17 protein-coding genes are annotated in these 21,484 nt (G+C 54.1%); 8 read left to right on the plus strand and 9 right to left on the minus strand.

What is annotated here, in order from left to right; genetic code table 11:
* Nucleotides 1-438: 438 nt before the first annotated feature.
* Together ampG and GJV78_RS00210 are read right to left on the minus strand one after the other, a co-directional pair.
* Nucleotides 439-1,911, minus strand: coding sequence for a muropeptide MFS transporter AmpG (gene ampG / locus GJV78_RS00205; RefSeq protein ID WP_155106421.1), 1,473 nt, complete (start codon nucleotides 1,909-1,911; stop codon nucleotides 439-441).
* 47 nt (nucleotides 1,912-1,958) lie between these two features.
* Nucleotides 1,959-2,537 (minus strand): lipoprotein, encoded by a 579-nt coding sequence (locus tag GJV78_RS00210; protein WP_155106422.1) that lies wholly within the window; start codon nucleotides 2,535-2,537, stop codon nucleotides 1,959-1,961.
* Nucleotides 2,538-2,827: 290 nt separating this feature from the next.
* Here GJV78_RS00210 and bolA point away from each other — a divergent pair, with 290 nt between their 5' ends.
* The 7 genes from bolA (at nucleotide 2,828) to ppiD (ending at nucleotide 12,765) form a co-directional block, all read left to right on the plus strand.
* Complete coding sequence (gene bolA / locus GJV78_RS00215) at nucleotides 2,828-3,145, plus strand: transcriptional regulator BolA (RefSeq protein ID WP_155106423.1); 318 nt, start codon at nucleotides 2,828-2,830, stop codon at nucleotides 3,143-3,145.
* A gap of 343 nt (nucleotides 3,146-3,488) precedes the next feature.
* Nucleotides 3,489-4,787, plus strand: coding sequence for a trigger factor (tig, locus tag GJV78_RS00220; RefSeq protein WP_155106424.1), 1,299 nt, complete (start codon nucleotides 3,489-3,491; stop codon nucleotides 4,785-4,787).
* Nucleotides 4,788-5,108: 321 nt separating this feature from the next.
* Nucleotides 5,109-5,732: an ATP-dependent Clp endopeptidase proteolytic subunit ClpP gene (gene clpP, locus GJV78_RS00225; protein ID WP_155106425.1), complete on the plus strand. Its 624-nt coding sequence runs from the start codon at nucleotides 5,109-5,111 to the stop codon at nucleotides 5,730-5,732.
* A 304-nt stretch (nucleotides 5,733-6,036) separates the two neighbouring features.
* Nucleotides 6,037-7,311 (plus strand): ATP-dependent protease ATP-binding subunit ClpX, encoded by a 1,275-nt coding sequence (gene clpX / locus GJV78_RS00230; protein WP_155106426.1) that lies wholly within the window; start codon nucleotides 6,037-6,039, stop codon nucleotides 7,309-7,311.
* 259 nt (nucleotides 7,312-7,570) lie between these two features.
* A complete protein-coding gene (lon, locus tag GJV78_RS00235; protein ID WP_155106427.1) occupies nucleotides 7,571-9,925 on the plus strand; it encodes an endopeptidase La in 2,355 nt (784 codons plus the stop codon).
* Nucleotides 9,926-10,110: 185 nt separating this feature from the next.
* Nucleotides 10,111-10,404, plus strand: a complete 294-nt coding sequence (gene hupB / locus GJV78_RS00240) for a nucleoid-associated protein HU-beta (protein ID WP_155106428.1) — start codon at nucleotides 10,111-10,113, stop codon at nucleotides 10,402-10,404.
* Nucleotides 10,405-10,887: 483 nt separating this feature from the next.
* Nucleotides 10,888-12,765, plus strand: coding sequence for a peptidylprolyl isomerase (gene ppiD, locus GJV78_RS00245; RefSeq protein WP_155106429.1), 1,878 nt, complete (start codon nucleotides 10,888-10,890; stop codon nucleotides 12,763-12,765).
* Between the two features lie 293 nt (nucleotides 12,766-13,058).
* Here the strand turns inward: ppiD and GJV78_RS00250 are convergent, their stop codons facing one another.
* On the minus strand, nucleotides 13,059-13,319 hold the full coding sequence (locus tag GJV78_RS00250; RefSeq protein WP_155106430.1) for a hypothetical protein: 261 nt from the start codon (nucleotides 13,317-13,319) through the stop codon (nucleotides 13,059-13,061).
* Nucleotides 13,320-14,095: 776 nt separating this feature from the next.
* Between GJV78_RS00250 and GJV78_RS00255 the strand changes: the two genes are divergently transcribed.
* Nucleotides 14,096-14,638 (plus strand): hypothetical protein, encoded by a 543-nt coding sequence (locus tag GJV78_RS00255; RefSeq protein ID WP_155106431.1) that lies wholly within the window; start codon nucleotides 14,096-14,098, stop codon nucleotides 14,636-14,638.
* A 261-nt stretch (nucleotides 14,639-14,899) separates the two neighbouring features.
* Here the strand turns inward: GJV78_RS00255 and GJV78_RS00260 are convergent, their stop codons facing one another.
* The 6 genes from GJV78_RS00260 to GJV78_RS00290 form a co-directional block, all read right to left on the minus strand.
* Entirely contained in the window at nucleotides 14,900-17,578 is a 2,679-nt protein-coding gene (locus tag GJV78_RS00260) for a DUF927 domain-containing protein (RefSeq protein WP_155106432.1), read from the minus strand.
* Nucleotides 17,579-17,720: 142 nt separating this feature from the next.
* Complete coding sequence (locus GJV78_RS24255; protein WP_456237466.1) at nucleotides 17,721-18,596, minus strand: ash family protein; 876 nt, start codon at nucleotides 18,594-18,596, stop codon at nucleotides 17,721-17,723.
* Nucleotides 18,597-18,820: 224 nt separating this feature from the next.
* Nucleotides 18,821-19,147 carry a hypothetical protein gene (locus GJV78_RS00275; protein ID WP_155106433.1) on the minus strand — a complete coding sequence of 109 codons (327 nt, stop codon included), beginning with the start codon at nucleotides 19,145-19,147 and terminating at the stop codon, nucleotides 18,821-18,823.
* Complete coding sequence (locus GJV78_RS00280) at nucleotides 19,147-20,139, minus strand: P2 family phage major capsid protein (protein ID WP_155106434.1); 993 nt, start codon at nucleotides 20,137-20,139, stop codon at nucleotides 19,147-19,149. Before GJV78_RS00280 ends, GJV78_RS00275 begins: the two co-directional genes overlap by 1 nt.
* Entirely contained in the window at nucleotides 20,136-21,158 is a 1,023-nt protein-coding gene (locus GJV78_RS00285) for a hypothetical protein (protein ID WP_155106435.1), read from the minus strand. Before GJV78_RS00285 ends, GJV78_RS00280 begins: the two co-directional genes overlap by 4 nt.
* A gap of 31 nt (nucleotides 21,159-21,189) precedes the next feature.
* Nucleotides 21,190-21,453, minus strand: coding sequence for a hypothetical protein (locus GJV78_RS00290; protein ID WP_155106436.1), 264 nt, complete (start codon nucleotides 21,451-21,453; stop codon nucleotides 21,190-21,192).
* Nucleotides 21,454-21,484: the final 31 nt, after the last annotated feature.

Here is a 21,484-nt window from a genome sequence, read left to right on the forward strand (position 1 = left end):
CTGTTGCAACACCAAAATTATAACCAAAGCGAGAGAATCTGCACGGCAGGTGGGGCAATAGGTATAACCAATGTAAAATTAAAACAATTGATTAACAGTTAATTATCAATATAGAGACAAAAGGGAAACGAAAAAATAAAAGGTGAGATGGCTGAATCGTTAAGGGAAATAAACGTGCCTGAGGTAATCACTAATTTTGCGCATTTTATTGCGCACGAAAAAACAAATATTCCCGCGCGGGTGCTGATTATTTAGCCGATATATACCCTAATTAATTCGAATTGCAGGACAAAACGCAGCGCGTTTTGAACAGCCCCCGGGCTGGCCCCGAAGGGGTGAGGCCCCTGGGCTGAATAAAGCCAACGCACATGCAACCTGAAGTATGACGGGTATAATTCCTCAGGGTTATTACACCGGCTTAATAACCCGTTCTCCTCGCTACAAACGCGCCCTGCGCAGCGCCAGGAAGTCCAGCAGCCCACCTAAAACCACGCCACAAAGGGCAACCAGGACTCCCGCTTCCAGTAGCTCCGGCAGGAAGGTGAGGCGGGTGTAGTCCAGCGCGTTCAGCGACAGCAGCAGCAGCCAGAGCGCAAACAGTCCGCAGCCGGCCAGCAGGAGCCGCAGGGCCAGGCCGTAGGCGCCGCGGTAGTGCGTACGCGGCAGGAAGTTCCCGCTTTCCCGGGTGTACTCCAGGGTTTGCCGACAAACCAGCAACAGCAGCAGGCCCGGCACCGCCGCCGCGATAGAGAAAAGGTAGAAGCTGGACCAGCCGTGCGTTTCCACAAACCAGCCGGCGACGGGGCCGACGTAGACGCGGCCTACTGCCGAAAGCGCAGAGAGCAGGGCAAACTGAGTGGCGGAGAACGATTTATTGCACAGCGTCATCAGCAGCGCGACAAACGCCGAGGTGCCCATGCCGCCGCACAGGTTCTCGAAAAAGACCGCTGCCGCCATGCTGAATATATGCTTGTCGGTAATTGAAAGCAGCCAGTAACCGGCGTTAGATACCCCCTGCAAAATGCCGAAAATCAGCAGCGCGCGGAACAGCGAAAGGCGCTGCATCAGCAGGCCGCCGTACAGCGCCCCGACGATGGTAGCCAGTAGCCCCAGCGTTTTGTTGATCGCGCCCACCTCGCCGGCGTCAAAACCGACACCGCGAATCAGAAAGGTGGTGGTCAGGCTGACGGCAAAGGCGTCACCAAGCTTATACAGCACGATCAGCAGCAGGATCAGCCAGGCGTTGTTACGACCAAAAAAGTCGCGCAGCGGCGCGGCGATGGCCTGCTCCAGCGTTTTGGGAATCGGAATGGCGTCCGTCGGCTCGGGGGCCAGCAGGGTGGCGATAATGCAGGGGATAAGCAGCGCCGCCATCAGCCAGTACATCCCCTGCCAGCCCAGCCAGCGGTCGGCCAGCCACAGCGCCAGGCCGCCGGAGACCAGCATTCCCAGGCGATAGCCCAGCACGCTGATCGCCGCTCCCGTCCCGCGCTCCTCGGCGGGCAGCACGTCGGTCTTCCAGGCGTCAAAGACAATATCCTGCGAGGCGGAGCAGAAGGCGATAACCACCGCCAGCGCCGCCATCCAGCGCAGCTGGGTGCCTGGCTCCAGAAAGCCCATGGCCGCAATGGAAATCAGCAGAAGCAGTTGGGTCGCCAGCAGCCAGCCGCGACGACGCCCTGAGAACGGCGGCGTGTAGCGGTCCATCAGCGGCGACCAGAGAAATTTAAACACGTAGGCCTGGCCGACCAGTGAGAAAAATCCGATGGTTTTCAGATCGATATTCTCGACGGTCATCCACGCCTGCAGCGTACCGGAGGTGAGCGCCAGCGGCAGGCCGGAGGCGAAGCCGAGTATCAGCAGGATGGCCGCTTTCGGCTGCCGGAAAAGCGTTAAGTAATGGCTGTTCATTGGGATATCAGACTGGCCCGGCGTTTTGCCGGGACCGGCCGCGAAAATTAACGCGCGTTCTGTTTAATAAAGTCATGAATACTGGTGTCCTGAGACATATCGGCGATCGTGTCGGTCAGGACGGTATTCACCGCGTTGGCGATATTTTTGTTGGTGGCGGTAAACGCCCCCTCCACAGAGTAGTTCGCCCGGTAGTTTTTAGTCATTTTGTTGCCGTTGGCGGCGCTGGCGATAATAGCGATATCCGCCCTGGTGGCGATGTTGTAGCGAACGTTGCCCTGAGAGACGTCAGCGTACAGCTGGTTAACGATAATCTGCAGATTGCTCGCGCCGCCGGGGCCAATCATATAGCCGCGGGCCGTCATCTGCTTCTCCAGCACCTCCTGCAGCAGGAAGCGCAGGTCGCGGGAGGCGGTCAGGGATACCAGCTGATTATCGCGGGTCACTTTCGCCAGCGCCTGGTCCGGACGACGATCCGCGCCGTTGATGCTGATAGTGATGCCCATCAGGCTGGGGTCCTGCTGCGGCAGCGTAATGGTTGGCGCAACGTTAATGGTTGTCGGTGGGGTGGCGCAGCCGGCCAGCATAAACAGCGTGATTAACGGAAAGAGGATTTTTTTAAACATGTTCTGGCTCTCAGTAAATCTAAAGCGTGCACAGGGAAAAATTGCCGCCATCATAACACCGCTAACGATGAGGGGAAGTGGGCAAACCGGCTAAATTTATTTCGTTTACGCTTTTGGGCGTCGCTGGCGTTCCGGACTACCGGTGGAAGATAAAGGTGTGAACTTCATTCCTTTGACTGAGAAAAAGCGGCGAAAGCAAAATATTTACCGGCCTGGCGCAGCGGAAGCAGCAAAAGCGGCTAGTATTTAAAGGGATGAGTGACCTCTCAGCGTTGTCGGAGGAGATTTACATGATGATACGTGAACAAATAGAAGAAAAATTAAGGGCGGCGTTCCAACCCGTGTTTCTTGAAGTTGTGGATGAAAGCTATCGTCACAATGTTCCGGCAGGGGCTGAGAGCCATTTCAAAGTCGTGCTGGTCAGCGATCGCTTTGCGGGAGAACGCTTCCTTAATCGTCACCGTATGATTTACGGCACGCTAAGCGCAGAGCTTTCCGCTACCGTCCATGCGCTGGCGCTGCACACCTATACCATTAAGGAGTGGGAGGGGCTGCACGATACCATCTTTGCATCGCCCCCCTGCCGCGGGGCGGGCAGCATCGCCTGAGAAAACGGATTTGCAACCGCTGGCGCTTTTCCAGTATGTTGCTAAGGATTATGTGAAAACGGCCTGCGGGCCGTTTTGTTTTGCCTGAATTTTATGCGTGCGGGTCACTATTCAGACAAAAAATTGCCGGGAATTGTGAAAAAAGCCGCAGCAACGCGCGATAACCGTTCTCGACTCATAAAAGTGATGCCGCTATAATGCCGCGTCTTATTTGAATGTCTTCGGGATGATTCTGGCGACAGGGAATGTGATTGATTATGAGAACATCCCGGTTCCGCGAAGCCAACAACCTGTGCTTGCGGAGAAGAGTTGACCGAGCACTGTGATTTTTTGAGGTAACAAGATGCAAGTTTCAGTTGAAACCACTCAAGGCCTTGGCCGCCGTGTAACGATTACTATCGCTGCTGACAGCATCGAGACCGCTGTGAAAAGCGAGCTGGTCAACGTAGCGAAGAAAGTGCGTATTGACGGCTTCCGCAAAGGCAAAGTTCCAATGAATATTGTCGCTCAGCGCTATGGCGCTTCCGTTCGTCAGGACGTTCTGGGCGATCTGATGAGCCGCAACTTCATTGATGCCATCATCAAAGAAAAAATTAATCCGGCCGGCGCACCGAACTACGTGCCGGGCGAATACAAGCTGGGCGAAGATTTTACTTACGCCGTCGAGTTTGAAGTTTACCCGGAAGTTGAGCTCTCTGGCCTGGAAACCATCGAAGTTGAAAAGCCGGTTGTTGAAGTCACCGATGCAGACGTTGACGTGATGCTCGACACCCTGCGCAAGCAGCAGGCGACCTGGAAAGACAAAGAGGGCGCGGCCGACGGTGAAGACCGTGTGACTATTGACTTCTCCGGCTCCGTTGACGGTGAAGAGTTCGAAGGCGGTAAAGCTACCGATTTCGTACTGGCAATGGGCCAGGGTCGTATGATCCCGGGCTTCGAAGACGGTATTAAAGGCCACAAAGCGGGCGAAGAGTTCACCATCGACGTGACTTTCCCGGAAGAGTACCACGCGGAAAACCTGAAAGGGAAAGCGGCGAAATTCGCTATCACCCTGAAGAAAGTTGAAGAGCGCGAGCTGCCGGAGCTGTCCGAAGAGTTCATTAAGCGTTTCGGCGTGGAAGACGGTTCCGTTGCGGGTCTGCGCGCTGAAGTGCGTAAAAACATGGAGCGCGAGCTGAAAGGCGCGGTGCGTAATCGCATCAAGTCTCAGGCTATCGACGGCCTGGTTAAAGCGAACGACATCGACGTACCGTCTGCGCTGATCGACGGTGAAGTGGACGTGCTGCGCCGTCAGGCCGCACAGCGCTTTGGCGGCAACGAGAAGCAGGCTCTGGAACTGCCTCGCGAGCTGTTTGAAGAGCAGGCGAAGCGCCGCGTGGTTGTTGGCCTGCTGCTGGGCGAAGTTATTCGCACTAACGAGCTGAAAGCTGACGAAAATCGCGTGAAAGAGCTGATCGAAGAGATGGCTTCCGCCTATGAAGATCCGCAGGAAGTTATCGAGTTCTACAGCAAGAACAAAGAGCTGATGGACAACATGCGCAACGTGGCGCTGGAAGAGCAGGCGGTGGAAACCGTTCTGGCGAAGGCGAAAGTGACTGAGAAAGAGACCTCTTTCACCGAGCTGATGAACCAGCAGGCGTAATACCGCTAAAGCGTTAATTTCGTCTAAAAGCCCGTCACCCTCCGGTGGCGGGCTTTTTTTGTCACGAATTTTGCATGTCGGCGTGTGAAATGCGCTTTTCAGGGTTAGCGTAAGCGCAAAAGATTGTTATGCTTGATTTACGGCGATGCCGTACCCACTTACTGAACACTGGCGGTACGCGCGATCATCATCGCCACAGGCGGACAGCACGCATCGTTTGCCTGAAAGGCTGAGACAGCACATAAAGGCGCTGGCTGATAATCCGTCCATAAGGTTACAATCGGTACAGCAGTTTTTTCATTTTTTATCCAGGAGACGGAAATGTCATACAGCGGCGAACGAGATAACTTTGCACCCCATATGGCGCTGGTGCCGATGGTCATTGAACAGACCTCACGCGGCGAGCGCTCCTTTGATATCTACTCTCGTCTACTCAAGGAACGAGTAATTTTTCTGACAGGTCAGGTCGAAGACCATATGGCGAACCTGATTGTGGCCCAGATGCTGTTCCTGGAAGCGGAAAATCCGGAAAAAGATATCTATCTGTACATCAACTCGCCGGGCGGAGTGATCACCGCCGGGATGTCGATTTACGATACCATGCAGTTTATTAAGCCGGACGTCAGCACCATCTGTATGGGCCAGGCGGCCTCGATGGGCGCATTCCTGCTGACGGCCGGGGCGAAAGGCAAGCGTTTCTGCCTGCCTAACTCCCGCGTTATGATCCACCAGCCGCTGGGCGGCTACCAGGGCCAGGCGACGGATATTGAGATTCACGCCCGTGAAATTCTGAAGGTAAAAGGGCGTATGAATGAACTTATGGCGCAGCATACGGGTCAATCTCTGGAACAGATTGAGCGTGACACCGAGCGCGATCGCTTCCTTTCCGCTCCTGAAGCGGTGGAGTACGGCCTGGTCGACTCGATTTTGACCCAACGTAACTGATGCCCCCGGACGCAAGCGTGCCGCGATACGCTTCTTTCTTCATGCTACCCGTGGGTGTCCCGACCGCTTGCCGAGGCGAACGGTCGGGGAGAGTATGAGAAGTTTGATACTTCTCGCCGAAGGCAGTCTGTGGCTGGGGCGGTTCGTGATAGCGAATCCGACGCCGGCCGCCGCCTCGATGTAGCTCGAATGATTTTGTGTAATACTAATGTAGGGCGGCACAACGCGCTGTCGCGACTTGCGCCTGAGAATGGCATTTGCGTCGTCGTGTGCGGCACAAAGAACAAAGAAGAGGTTTTGACTCATGACAGATAAACGCAAAGATGGCTCGGGCAAATTGTTGTACTGCTCTTTTTGCGGCAAAAGCCAGCATGAAGTGCGCAAGCTGATTGCCGGTCCATCCGTGTATATCTGCGACGAATGCGTCGATTTATGTAACGACATTATTCGCGAAGAGATTAAAGAGGTTGCACCGCACCGCGAACGCAGTGCGCTGCCGACGCCACATGAAATCCGCAACCATCTGGACGATTACGTTATCGGCCAGGAGCAGGCGAAAAAAGTGCTTGCGGTCGCGGTATACAACCACTACAAGCGCTTGCGCAACGGCGACACCAGCAACGGCGTCGAGTTGGGTAAGAGTAATATTCTGCTGATTGGTCCCACCGGCTCCGGTAAAACCCTGCTGGCGGAGACCCTGGCGCGCCTGCTGGACGTACCCTTCACCATGGCTGATGCTACGACGCTGACCGAAGCCGGCTACGTGGGCGAAGATGTGGAAAATATCATCCAGAAGCTGCTGCAGAAGTGCGATTACGACGTGCAGAAAGCGCAGCGCGGCATCGTCTACATTGATGAGATCGACAAGATCTCCCGCAAGTCGGATAACCCCTCCATCACCCGGGACGTTTCTGGTGAAGGCGTTCAGCAGGCGCTGCTGAAGCTGATCGAAGGTACGGTCGCTGCGGTTCCACCGCAGGGCGGGCGGAAGCATCCGCAGCAGGAGTTTCTGCAGGTCGACACCTCGAAGATCCTTTTTATCTGCGGCGGCGCGTTTGCCGGGCTGGATAAAGTAATTGCCAACCGCGTGGAAACCGGCTCCGGTATCGGTTTTGGTGCGACGGTGAAGGCGAAGTCCGACAAGGCCAGCGAAGGTGAACTGTTGTCGCAGGTGGAGCCGGAAGATCTGATCAAATTTGGTCTGATCCCTGAATTTATCGGCCGACTGCCGGTGGTGGCGACCTTGAGCGAGCTGAGTGAAGCGGCGCTGATTCAGATCCTGAAAGAGCCGAAGAACGCCCTGACCAAGCAGTATCAGGCGCTGTTCAACCTCGAAGGGGTGGAGCTGGAGTTCCGCGATGAGGCGCTGGACGCTATCGCTAAAAAAGCGATGGCCCGCAAAACCGGTGCCCGCGGCCTGCGCTCCATCGTTGAGGCGGCCCTTCTCGACACCATGTACGACCTGCCCTCCATGGAGGATGTCGAAAAAGTGGTAATCGACGAGTCCGTCATTGGCGGTCAGAGCAAGCCGCTGCTGCTGTACGGCAAGCCGGAGGCGCAGCAGGCGTCCGGTGAATAACGCAGCGAAATAATTCAGGCGGTGAATTTGTCTATTTCCGGAGACATAGCGCACTCTGTCTTCGGGATCGCCGCCTGCACCGCAGCATACAGTCAGTGAACAAAAAAGGGGGGACTTTATCCCCCCTTTATTTTTCCGTAATCATAGCGTTGAATGTGGGAGAAATATCCCCATATACTGATTTACATGTTACAAGGTGAGATGAAGCACAGTCGTGTCACCTGATTACCTGGCGGACACTAAACTAAGAGAGAGCTCTATGAATCCTGAGCGTTCTGAACGCATTGAAATCCCCGTATTGCCGTTGCGCGATGTGGTGGTTTATCCGCACATGGTCATACCCCTATTTGTAGGGCGGGAAAAATCTATCCGTTGCCTGGAAGCGGCCATGGACCATGATAAGAAAATTATGCTGGTCGCCCAGAAGGAAGCGTCAACGGATGAGCCGGGTGTAAACGATCTTTTCACCGTTGGGACCGTGGCCTCTATTCTGCAGATGCTGAAACTGCCTGACGGCACGGTAAAAGTGCTGGTTGAAGGGCTGCAGCGCGCGCGTATTACCGCACTTTCCGATAACGGTGAACACTTCTCGGCGAAGGCAGAATACCTGGCGTCGCCCGCTATCGACGAGCGCGAACAGGAGGTGCTGGTTCGCACCGCCATCAGCCAGTTTGAAGGCTACATCAAGCTGAACAAAAAAATCCCGCCGGAAGTGCTGACGTCGCTTAACAGCATTGACGATCCGGCCCGGTTGGCTGACACCATTGCGGCGCATATGCCGCTGAAGCTGGCTGATAAGCAGTCGGTGCTGGAGATGTCCGACGTCAATGAACGTCTGGAATATCTGATGGCGATGATGGAGTCGGAAATCGATCTGCTGCAGGTAGAGAAGCGCATCCGCAACCGCGTGAAAAAGCAGATGGAAAAATCCCAGCGCGAGTACTATCTGAATGAGCAGATGAAAGCCATTCAGAAAGAGCTTGGCGAGATGGACGACGCGCCGGATGAAAACGAAGCGCTGAAGCGCAAAATCGACGCCGCAAAGATGCCGAAAGAGGCGAAAGAGAAGGCGGAAGCCGAGCTGCAGAAGCTGAAAATGATGTCTCCGATGTCGGCGGAAGCCACCGTAGTGCGCGGCTACATTGACTGGATGGTGCAGGTGCCGTGGAACGCCCGCAGCAAGGTTAAAAAAGATCTGCGTCAGGCCCAGGAGATCCTCGACACCGACCACTACGGCCTTGAGCGAGTGAAGGATCGTATCCTTGAATACCTGGCGGTACAGAGCCGGGTTAATAAAATTAAGGGACCGATTCTGTGCCTGGTTGGGCCTCCGGGGGTAGGTAAAACCTCTCTGGGTCAGTCCATCGCCAGGGCGACCGGGCGTAAATACATCCGCATGGCGCTCGGCGGCGTGCGTGACGAAGCGGAAATCCGCGGCCATCGTCGTACCTATATTGGCTCCATGCCGGGCAAGCTGATTCAGAAGATGGCGAAGGTAGGGGTGAAAAACCCGCTGTTCCTGCTTGATGAGATCGACAAAATGTCTTCTGACATGCGTGGCGATCCGGCCTCCGCGCTGCTTGAGGTGCTGGATCCTGAGCAGAACGTGGCGTTCAGCGACCACTACCTCGAGGTGGATTACGATCTCAGCGACGTGATGTTTGTGGCGACCTCCAACTCTATGAATATTCCGGCACCGCTGTTGGATCGTATGGAGGTGATTCGTCTTTCCGGCTATACCGAAGACGAGAAGCTCAACATCGCCATACGCCATCTGCTGCCGAAGCAGATCGAGCGCAATGCGCTGAAGAAAGGCGAACTGACGGTAGATGACAGCGCCATTATTAGTATCATTCGTTACTACACCCGCGAAGCGGGCGTGCGTAGCCTGGAGCGAGAAATCTCCAAGCTGTGCCGTAAAGCCGTGAAACAGCTGCTGCTGGATAAATCGCTGAAGCATATCGAGATTAACGGCGATAACCTGCACGACTATCTGGGCGTGCAGCGCTTCGACTATGGCCGGGCGGATAACGAGAATCGCGTGGGGCAGGTGACCGGCCTGGCGTGGACGGAGGTGGGCGGCGATCTGCTGACCATCGAAACCGCCTGCGTACCGGGCAAAGGCAAGCTGACCTATACCGGCTCGCTGGGCGAAGTGATGCAGGAGTCCATCCAGGCGGCGCTGACCGTGGTGCGCGCGCGCGCGGAAAAATTAGGCATCAATCCGGACTTTTACGAAAAACGGGACATTCACGTCCACGTGCCGGAAGGGGCTACGCCGAAGGATGGCCCGAGCGCCGGTATCGCAATGAGCACCGCGCTGGTCTCCTGTCTGACCGGTAACCCGGTTCGCGCCGACGTGGCGATGACCGGCGAGATCACCCTGCGCGGCCAGGTTCTGCCGATCGGCGGCCTGAAAGAGAAGCTGCTGGCGGCACATCGTGGGGGCATCAAAACGGTGCTCATTCCGTTTGAGAACAAGCGCGATCTGGAAGAGATCCCGGATAACATTATCGCCGATCTCGACATTCATCCCGTGAAGCGGATTGAAGAGGTTCTGACCCTGGCGCTGCAAAACGAGCCGTCTGGCATGCAGGTGGTGACGGCAAAATAGTGACCTTGCGCAAAGAGCACTAATAAAAACAGGGCTGGCACGCCATTTCGGACTTGCCAGCCTTTTTTTGTATAGCTAATTTAGATGTCGGAACGGGTTGCCCTGTTCATGAATGTTGTAAGGGCATGGCAAGCCTGATATAACTGCTGCGCGGTCGCGCTTTGAAGGATTCTGGTGCGATATAAATGATAAAGAGGAAGAGAAGAGTGAATAAATCTCAACTGATCGATAAGATTGCTGCAGGGGCTGATATCTCTAAGGCTGCGGCTGGACGGGCATTAGACGCGATCATTGCTGCGGTAACCGAATCTCTGAAGGAAGGAGATGACGTTGCGCTGGTAGGTTTTGGTACTTTTGCCGTGAAAGAGCGTGCTGCCCGTACTGGTCGCAACCCGCAAACAGGTAAAGAGATCACCATCGCTGCTGCTAAAGTGCCGGGTTTCCGTGCGGGTAAAGCGCTGAAAGACGCGGTAAACTGAGCGTGATCCCCAAGGGGATGTGACAAAGTACAAGGGCGCATCGTGTGATGTGCCTTTTTTTATTGATGATTACCGGGACTTTATACTCATTGCGGGCTGACAATTGCCCCGGTTTCTTGTCACAATAGGCTTTTCGCGCGGCGTCCGGAAACGCTATGCTGCGCGGAGCTGATATCCCGGGGCATTTTCAACGGCGTCGGGGTGGCGAAAAGCGTTCCGATGAGCTTACAGAAGCCAGGCGATTCGGAACAAATCTGTCGGGAGCAGGTTTGTACGGCGGCCCGCAGGGGCGAATCCGATGGATAAGTCGGGTAAAACGTCGCCAACGCAGATGCCGCCTGAACGTCGCCGGATATCAATACGCAAAATCGTTCAGGGCGCGCGCCAGCGTAAGCCCGGCGCTGTCCGCAGCGCCGGAAGAGCAACGCGCCGCCGATCCGAGCGATACGTGTACAGTCACCTACAGCGGAGTGTGGTTACACCATGATGGACAGCTTACGCACGGCTGCAAACAGTCTCGTGCTCAAGATTATTTTCGGTATCATTATCGTGTCGTTCATTTTGACCGGCGTGAGTGGTTACCTGATTGGCGGAAGCAGCAACTACGCCGCAAAAGTGAATGGTCAGGAAATTGGCCGCGGTCAGTTTGAGAATGCGTTCAATAGTGAACGTGACCGTATGCAGCAGCAAATGGGCGATGCGTTCTCAAAGCTGGCGGCGAATGAAGAGTATATAAAGAACCTGCGTCAGCAGGTGCTTAACCGTCTTATTGACGAAGCGCTGCTGGATCAGTATGCGCGCGAGCTGAAGTTGGGCATCAGCGATGAGCAGGTTAAGCAGGCTATCTTTGCGACGCCCGCTTTTCAGGTGAACGGCAAGTTTGATAACAACCGCTATAACACGGTGCTGAGTCAGATGAGAATCAGCGCCGATGGATATGCAGAAGCGCTGCGTAATCAGCTCACCACCCAGCAGTTGATCAACGGTATCCTCGGCACCGACTTTATGCTGAAAGGCGAAGTTGATGAACTGGCGGCGCTGATCTCCCAGCAGCGCGTGGTGCGTGAGGCGATCGTCGACGTTAACGCACTTGCCGCGAAGCAGGCGGTCAGCGATGCGGAAATTGCCGGCTACTACGAGCAGCACAAAGACAGCTTCAAAGCGCCCGAGCAGTTCCGCGTCAGCTATATCAAGCTGGACGCCGCAGAGATGGAGAAGCCGGTCAGCGATGCCGACATCCAGTCTTACTACGAAGCGAATAAGCAGGAGCAGTTCAGACAGCCGCAGCGTAAGCGCTACAGCGTCATCCAGACCAAAACTGAAGACGATGCGAAAGCGCTGCTGGAGGCGCTGAAAAAAGGCGGCGATTTCGCCACGCTGGCAAAAGAGAAATCCATCGACATCATCACCTCCCGCAACGGTGGCGATATGGGCTGGCTGGAGGCCTCTACCACGCCGGATGAGCTGAAGAATGCCGGTCTGCAGGAGAAAGGCCAGCTGTCGGACGTCATTAAAAGCTCCGTCGGCTTCCTGATTGTTCGTCTGGACGACGTGCAGCCAGAACGGGTGAAGGCGCTGGACGAGGTGCGGGAAGATATCGCCGCGAAGCTCAGGCATGAGAAAGCGCTGGATGCCTGGTTCGCGCTGCAGCAGAAGGTCAGCGATGCGGCTAACAACGATACCGAGACCCTGGCGGGCGCTGAACAGGCGGCGGGCGTGAAGGCGGAAGAAACCGGCTGGTTCAGCCAGGACAGTCTGCCGGAGGCGCTGCGGTTCAAACCGGTTGCCGACGCGATCTTTTACGGCGGCCTGGTCGGCGAGAACGGCGCGCCGGGTAGAAACTCTGATGTCATTACCGTCGACGGCGATCGCGCGTTTGTGCTGCGCATCAGCGAACATAGGCCGGAGACGGTTAAGCCGCTGGCTGATGTAAAAGACGAGGTTATCGCTCAGGTTAAGCACGCTAAGGCGGAGCAGCAGGCGCGTCTGGACGCGGAAAAACTGCTGGTTGAACTGAAAGCCGGGAAGGGGGAGGCTGCGCTGCAGGCCGCCGGCCTGCGTTTTGGCGAAGCGAAGACCCTGAGCCGCGCCGATCGGGACCCGATTGGTCAGGCCGCGTTCGCCCTTAGTCTGCCGACAAAAGGTAAGCCCGGCTACGGCGTGGCCAACGATACGCAGGGCAATGTGGTTCTGCTGGTGCTGGACGAAGTGAAACCTGGCGTCATGCCGGAAGCGCAGAAAAAGGCGATGGCTCAGGGAATCACCCAGAATAACGCGCAGGTTATGTTCGAAGCCCTGATGAGCAATCTGCGCAAAGAGGCGAAAATTAAGCCTGGTGATGTGATTGAGCAGCAGCTGTAAATCCCTGCCCGCCTCGCAAATTTTCAGGTAAAACCTGTAACTTCCAAAGGCCGCTTTCGCGGCCTTTATATATAGCATAACTATATGTTTGTTATGTATTTTATGTTTTTGGTGTCCTCGTTTTGACCACGCCTCAAGGGTTAAGTGTCCACATAAGGGCAATTGCCAGCCAGGAAAGAAGCCTTTAAATCCCGTGGCTTGTCCTGCTGTACTCTGGTCTGTAGTATGGCGCTGTTAGTAGGTGTGGTGTACGCAAAAAGCCCCGGCCACCGCGCTGGGGTTTTTCTTTTTCGCTATTCGTTCCGCTTTGGCTCCAGCGCCGCAACCAGATCCATGCAACTGTCCAGCAGCTTTTCAAGCAGGTCGATATCTCTGGCGTGACGCAGCGACACGGCTTTGATTCGCACAGGGGCACCATCAATACCCGGATGCATGGCAATCTGCGCCACAGTTCGCCGGAACACGCCCAGCACGACACGGCGTACCCTGATAACCGTTCCACCGTCACCGCCCCTTAGATCCAGTTCAATATCTTCACGTCCCAGCAGTCCCATATCCCGCACTCCTTTACGCCTTATCCGGCAACACTTCGATGTTAACACTGGTAACTGGTGAGTGACCATCATCCAGCACCCACAGAACGCGCTGTAAGAGGCTTTAAGCCGTAAAGCGCTCCAGTGCCAGCCTTTCTCTTTAAACGCCGTAGCGCGTTTCTGGTGCGGCGAGGATGCGACGAAAGAAACGGAGGAAGTGACGAAAACGGCGCTACACCGCACCCGCCTGCCGTTTTCGTTTCGTAATTGATTTCAGTTTTTCCGGTGGTACAAACCATATCGCCAGACCGCGCCGCCACTGGTGTTGTGAGGGCAAAACACAAACTGAAATCTGTGAAAAGAATTTCAGTATTTTTCAGTTTTCAGGGGTTGTAACGGTGGTGTGTCGTTTTTTAATTGTTTGAATATTAATGGAATTATTTGCTTTACGTGGATTTGCTGCCTGCGAAATGCTGTCAGTAACGAGAAGATGAAAAGAAAATATTTTAAATAAAATCAGATGGTTGGCGTGAGCCTGGCAGCAATGAAAAACTGAAATCTGCGTGAACGATTCCGGAGGCGGGGATAATGCTGATGATTAAAATGTGCGCGGCGTATTCGTCGCGCCGGAATGTAAGGAATTGTCAGTTTTTTGGCAGCATTGCGGCGTTACCGGATGCCTTTGCTATCCCGGTTAGCTGCTGCGGCGTCATTACACCCAGAAGGTGCCTAAGCCCCTCATTAACCCTGCTGGCGCTGATAGTTATCATGTGGGAATACTCAAGCCGGCTACTGAAATGAAACCCGCACGATTTGCACACATGGTAAGCAGTGAACATTTCTTTGTGCGTTCTGACCTTGCTATTTACAGGGGGAACGTCACCACATTCAGGGCACGGAAGACCAGCATAACCAATTCCAGCCCCGGTAACACTGGCAGCTTTACAGTTGACGAATTCTATCTTTCTTCCGCCTTGTTTCCTGCCTGCACGCACATAGCGCCAGCTAAAGACGAACGTCGCACGGCAGAAATTATTTGTACAGGTGAAAGCTGCTGCGGCATTGCCTTTACCGTCATGTTCCATGCTGTACATATTCGCTTTCGCATCACACTCTATACAGCCAATCGTCATAACTCTCATGCTGCTCTTAACCCCTTCTGTGCGCCTGAATTAGGTTTAAGCATGATAGCCGAAAAATGCAGAAAAGGTAATCATGTAGTTACCTTGTGGGTTCGTGGGGTTGCCAGCCAGGAAAGAAGCCCTTTTGCCAAAATTAAGATGTATATGTGTTTTTTAGGTGGTAACAGTGGTAACACTGGTAACAGCGTTGATATTTAAGGGTTTTTCTTGTTACCACCTGTTGCCACCAGTGGTAACAAAGGAAAAATGATGTTTGTATCTTACTGATTTTAAAGGTGTTACCACCTGTTACCACATGGTAACAGCAGGTGGTAACAGATTTTTCCCTTATAAATCAATCTTGTTACCAGTGTTACCACTGTTACCACCTAAAAATAGGATACGCGCGAATACTTCTTCTCTGGCGGGCATCCTTTCCCCAAATTGCAGACATAAAAAAAGGGGCATTACGCCCCTCCATTACCCGATTACCTCACTCCTGAATACGTAGACCTTTTTGGCTCCAGTCTCCGGTAGCCTCACGGTTTTCTGTAGTCTGCCGCTTTCTGCCTCGGTATCGAGCCATCCTGCATCATGGCAGAGTCGGGCTGTCTTGGCCGTGTCTGATGTGCCGCAAATCTCTTTCCATCCGCTTGGCAAAATATAAAACGTGGTGTCCGGCTCTGTGCCGTTACTTCCCCTGTCCACGCGCCGGAAGCCAACCATATTAGCAGGGCGGTTTTTTTCGTCGTGCCAGTCAGCAAAGCGGGTGTACTGATTGGCCGTGATGAAGCGCCGGACTTTCTCCAGTGCGTCAACTTCTTCCTGATTGGCCGCATGACCGCGATCCTTTAACCAGGCATCAAGGCAGGCTCTTGCGGCATTGTACGCCTCGCCGGGCTTCCAGCCTGTAATGCCTGCCTCCGTCGCCAGTTCTCCGGCCACGGCCAGCAGTGCGAAGCGATCGACGATACGCCCAACCTGATTACCGGAATCCGCGGGGAGCAGGGTGCGCTCATACTCTTTTTTCATGGCCTTTGCCCTTGCAGTCACGCCAGAAAGGTTTCCTGAAATCCAGCGCAGCCAGTCGCGGAACGGTGCGCCATGAAACTGACGGCTGGACTGCTCCAGATATTCCGCAAATTCCTTACCGCCCTCAAATCCGTGCAGGTTCTCAAATGCGCCATGCTTCCCGGTGTCGCTGGGGATTTGTACCATACGGACACCCACGCCCGCCCCGGTGCGTTTTTCTCCGGCTTCGGCGGCGTGCTCCATGATGGAAACCTCCCCGGTGGAAAGGTAAAGCAGTGTCCACGTCGCCGGGTCACGCACGCTACCATCAACACGGCCACGCGCCTTACCCTGCCCGTTACCCAGCATATAGGCGATACGGCTGGCCTCCTTACCGTCAACCTCACTAATCTCGTCAAGCATCAGCGCAGCATCGTTACGGCGCAGGGCAATACCTTCCAGCGCGTTACCCGTTGCCCTCCACGTCTTCCAGAAGTCAGCGCCCCCACATACCGACGCAGCAACTTTCATTGTGGTGGTTTTACCGTCCGTGGATTCGCCCTTGAGGTGATAACCCCCACCGCCGACACCCATAAGGCTGAGGAGGGGGGCTGCAAGTGCCAGACTGACGCAAAATACCAGGCGGGAATTGCCGGCACAGTAAGTTCCGATGTGCTGGATCCATTCCTGCGTGGTGCCGCTGATACGAAAGTCATTTTTTGACGAGGAGGAGGACTGGAGAATGACACCATCGGCATCACTGCCGATAACTTCATCCTGTAGCACGTAGGCACCACCGTGCCAGCCTGTTTTATCCACGCAGGTAACTTTACGTACCGGGCGACACGTTGAGATGTATTCCATCAGATAGCCACGCGCGGAGCCGTTAACGCTGATAAAGTGAAGCCCGTTATCAAGCAGCACCTCACGCAGCTCCTGACCGCTTCCGGCTAGAACGGTCATCGGCATCGCCCATTCATGCCGCATTCCGTTGGAATCCTCCCACGACAGTAACCGCCCGAACTTCCCGCCGTCTGCATCGCAGGTAATGGCGCTGACGCGCAGGGGGCTGCAAATTTTAACCTGCCTGACCTGTCCGTTATCCGCACCGTCAGAGGCCGGGCGGTCAAACCAGAGATAATCCTTTGTCAGCCTGAATCCATGCGGGAGGCGTGTTTCGGTATCCGCTGGGTTCATCATTTCTTCCGCAAACGCATCACGCGCACGCTGAACGCCGAATTCACGGCGATAATCGTCCCAGTCAGCCTTAAAACGTCCGGGAGGGACAGTCACCCAGCCTTTAACGGCCAGCGCCGCTTTAATGGCGCATTCGCGCCCCTCGTTGGGCTTGCCGTCTGCAAAGTCATTATCTCCGGCCAGAATGATTTGTGCGTCCGGCCACTTCTGACGTAATGCGGTGGCCACGTTCTTCATGTTGGTTTTGGACAATGCCGCCACGCACCAGCCATCGGTCAGCAGAGAAGCGCTTAATGCCGTGGCGTACCCCTCGGTGATAACAATTCGTTCGGGTGCGCTTTCCTGTGGCTTCCCGGCCGCAACAAAACGCCCGGCCGCTTTACTCCCCGGCAACAGGCTTTTTTGTTTGTCCGGGCTGATAATCTGAGCGCCGGTTGTGTGGCCGTCAACGTCAGTAATGGGAAGCAGCAGTGAACCAGCAGGAAATTCCATTCCCCCGGCTTTGGTTATCCGGCGCGTCAGGGAAGATACATAGCCTGTCAGCCCTTTGGCGCTGAGATAGGCGCTTTCCCCCTGTTCAGTGTTGCGGAACTGGTTAGCCCACCATTCAGGCGGTTTTTCTGAGGCTTCTTTTCTGGCGGGCGTGGTGTTATCCGGCGATGAACGGGTATCAAATGAGCACGCCTTACGAATACGGGAAGTGGCTTCCACGGTATCCCAGCCCATCACCTTTTTAATCAGGTCAAGCCCGTCACCGTGACCGCAGTTATTGCAGAACCACGTTCCGCGCCCGTTCTTATTATCAAAACGGAATCGGTCTGTGCCGCCACAGTGCGGGCACGGGCCATGTTTGCCGTTATCAGGAACAGCGATACTGAACCGTGGCAGGATATTTTCCCACTGGCCGTTAGCCTGCTTGATTAATTCAGATACAGTGGTATTATTTTTCATGTTAAAACTTTTTTCCTGTATTTAAAGCGCCGCCCTCTCAGCGGCGCTTTTTTTGTCCATTATTCAGCGATGAAATTTGTACTGGCCTGTTTAATAAGCGCCGCCGTAATATGCAGTGCGGTTACAGACGCAATGATTTTCATCATTCTTCCCCGTCCTGACTGTTTTTCCTTATTTCACACATCACATCATCAAGGTCGTCGCTGATATAACTCAGCATTTCAGTTAGCCAGAAAAGCGCCTCAACGGTGGGCGGCGTTTTCCTTAAAAAATCGTTAACGAACCAGACTGTGCGCCGCGCACGCTCCAGCTTTTGCTCCCGTTCTTCGCTGAGAACAATATTCGGCTGCGCGGGTAAATGCTCTGTCCGTGGTCTGTTACGATGTTCATCGGTTAATAAAATAACTTTTTCATCCGGATTATTTTTTTCATCTGACATAGAAAATCCTTCTTTCGCATAAATAAAATACAGAAATGAATTAACCGCCCCTGAATCAGGGCGCGAAAGTATAGGCAGATGAATATTCGTTTCCGGCATTATCAGCAGACGTGCAGCAGGGAATACGCCCGGCATAAGCGGCAACGTAATCCCGCGCAATAAGGCGGCGTGCTGTGGGGTAATCAGGGGCTGTAACCTGTCTGCGGTGAGGTTTATCACGCAGATCGCAACGGCGAACGGCCAGAAAAAGCCAGGTATATTGCGGGTAAGTATGGGGAGTGGTAGAAGCCATAAGGCAACCTCCTGTAACAGCGTAATTACGCTATCGCCGGAGTTTCCACGCTCACAAATGGCGATAGCCCAGACGGGGGTGGAAATACCGGCGTTACAGGAAACCGGCCACCCTTTCGGGTGCCCCGCCTGAGCTACCATTGACACGGTGATATGATGTGCCGTGACGTACAGCGCAGAAATGAATTCTGTACGTCTGGCGGCACACCACACCATAAAATGGCGCTCTGTGGCGACTGATACAACGAAAAAAAAGACGCAAGGCGCGTCTGTCGTCGCCTGTAACATTCTCGGGTTTCCACGCCCGGTTGCCCGTTGAGGGACAACGCAGGAAATATACCCCGCTCCGAAGGAAAAGCGCAAGGGATTTATAACCGAATACCCGTGCTTGAATAGTTTGCTGCATCCTGACATGCTTCCTCCGTTGACAAGACGACATTCCTTATTCTTCATAGTGAGCGGGTAAAGAACTTACCCGGAAAACACAGCCCCCACGGACAGGGGGCTTTTTTTTATGCCTGCGAAAGTGGATCGCGCACCTTCACCACACGAACCTCCCGCAACCCCCGCTTCTCTGCCGTTCTGACGGCCGCATCACGCGCGGCAAGGATATGGCTGTCTCTGACGTAATAGATGGATCTGACGCGATTCCCGCGCCGTGTGACGGATTTCAGTTCCACCCTGAACAACCGGAAGGTACGCACAACGTGACTTTCCGGCTCCGGCTGCTTCCTGAACATCTCCGGCGTGGCCGGACGAGTTAAACCGTATGACTTAGCAGGCTGGATTAGTTCGGTGTAAACAGGGGGGCGAATCAGGCCAGCAAGTAACGTGTTCATCAGACAAAGCTCACGGCGGATTCATCGACGGCGGCGTACAGCTCCGGGTTCCCCAGCGCGTAGCCCTCATTACGCAGATAAGCGTGCGTGTATTCCTTCCTGTCCTCGTCAAAGTCGGCGCGGAAGTAACGGGTGTTCTCCTGCGTGTAGATTTGCAGGTTTTTCAGGGTGGTGACGGCCAGACGCTTACCGGGCATAAACGGCGGGATAAAGGCAAAGCGCCCGGCCACGGAGCTTGTCGCCATCTGTGCGGCGTTCACATCGGCGGGGCGGTCTGCGGCGTTAAAGAGTTTAAGACGCTGGTTAGCGGCCAGTTCAGCGCCTACCAGCACCACAAGGCGCGGGTCTTCGCGGTACGGCTCCGCGATAAGTTCAGTAATAAGGTGGTTTGCCAGCGCGTCAATGTTCTTCCAGTCGCCGGATTCACCGATTTTCAGCGGCTTGCTGATTACCTGCTGCCCGTCGCCGTACTGACTGGCGAGCGCGTGCCAGCCGATATTCACGTCCTCACCTTTTTTGTTCGCTTCCGGGTCAGTGGTCTCGGCAATAGCCTTGCCGTTAAAGCCAATACGCAGCATATCCAGCGCGTAAGCCTGCGCGAAAAAGTCGCCCATGCTTTCTTCAAACAATCCCTGCTGGCCGATACTGGCGAGCGCGGACATTTCAGCAAATGAAATACTGGCGCTTGAGTCCGTTTCACTAAGGGTAAACTCCGTGCCGTTCACCGCCATATGCTTACGGAAGCGCCCGCCATCAACGCGCCCGGTGTGCAGGGAACTGTTACCGATATCGATGGCCTGACCGTCCGGGGCGGCGACGTCCAGCAGGGTAATTTCCCCCATCATCCAGGCGGATTCGAGCACGGCCAGACGAATGATGTTTTCGCGTTCGCCGGACATGCTGAATGAGCGGCTACCGGGTAAATACCTGGCGGACTGTGTAAAACGTTTATGAAATTCTTCCGCTGCCTTCGGCTTATTAATAATAATCATTTGTCATTTTCCTTTTCGCTATTCTGGCAGTCGTTGCCATATTTTTTATGGAAGCCGGGCAAATCGTTTGGCACAGGCACAGTCATTCCCTTCCACTCATTCAGTTGTTCTTCTGACATAAGTGTATTGAGGGATGCCTGCAATGAAACTTTGGTTGCTTCACGTCTTTTCCTCATAAACCAGCCAAACTCCGCAATATATTTTGCGTAGTCGTCAGCGCTGGTAATTGCCCGTAACAGGTCATTATCTGCCTGATAATAATAGCGGTAAGCCTGCGATTTAATAATTCCGCCGTGACTGATTTCATATTTATCCGTTGGCGGTGTGCATTTCCTGATAACATCCTCCGCCGCAAGACGCAGTGAGCGAATGGCATTGCAGGTATCATGGGCAGCGATAAATAAAAATTCATCGCGGCGGGTGAATATTTCAGGTAAAAGATAAGCCCGTGGCATAATATTGTTATCTGCACGGGGGAAGAAATGTTTAATATCTACCGCATCGCCAAAGCGTCTGGCTTCCTGATAAAGCAGCCCGGCAAGTCCGCGCATATCGTTTACACGCTTCTCCTGCTGTGACTTATAAGCCATCGCTCTCTCTGCATTATCCTCTGCATTGCTTACCGATGTTTTATTTCGACTGCGGGAATCAGATACGGATTTTGCAGGCTGTTTTAATGCCATCAATGCATGTTCGGCTCTGCTGGCTTCTCGTGCGCAGCGGTCATATTCCTCAACCTCACGGTTATAAATTACGGCGCAGCGCTCCAGTAACAGATTAATTTCTTCCGGCGTAGTGTCCGGCTGTGGAAGACTGACGCTGGTCAGTGCCTTTAATTTATCCGACAACGGGCGTATCTGCCCCAGCAGAAATATTTCAGCCAGACGCTTCATGCATCCGGCATCATTTTTATCCTCAGTGAATTTCGATGTGGTGTAAGACAGAATAATACGCATATTCATATCGTGAATCGGTGGCAGGGATAAGCGCATCCCTTCCGGTAAATTCGGAATGGTCATTTATATTTCCTTAATTAATAGTGGTGATTAATTATTTAACTTTCTGGCTCAGGGCTTCCTGTGCCTCTTCATAGGCAGATAAAAGTAAGTAAACCATATTTACACGGCGCTCCCTGCCTGCTTTTTCTTTCATAAGCACAAGCTGATTATTGTCCGCCTGCTGGCGAACGGCTCTTTCAGTTTGTCCGGTCTGTGCGGCGTAATCCGTAAGTGAAAGCGAAGGTTGTGGAAGATAAAACACTATCGGGCAGTCCGGCAGTTTTATGCCTGCGCCTTTTTTTATCATCGTAGCCATGCGTTTATCCTTTTTCTGTCCTGACAGATTC

The organism is Intestinirhabdus alba (assembly GCF_009711095.1).
GTDB classification, from domain to species: Bacteria; Pseudomonadota; Gammaproteobacteria; order Enterobacterales; family Enterobacteriaceae; genus Intestinirhabdus; species Intestinirhabdus alba.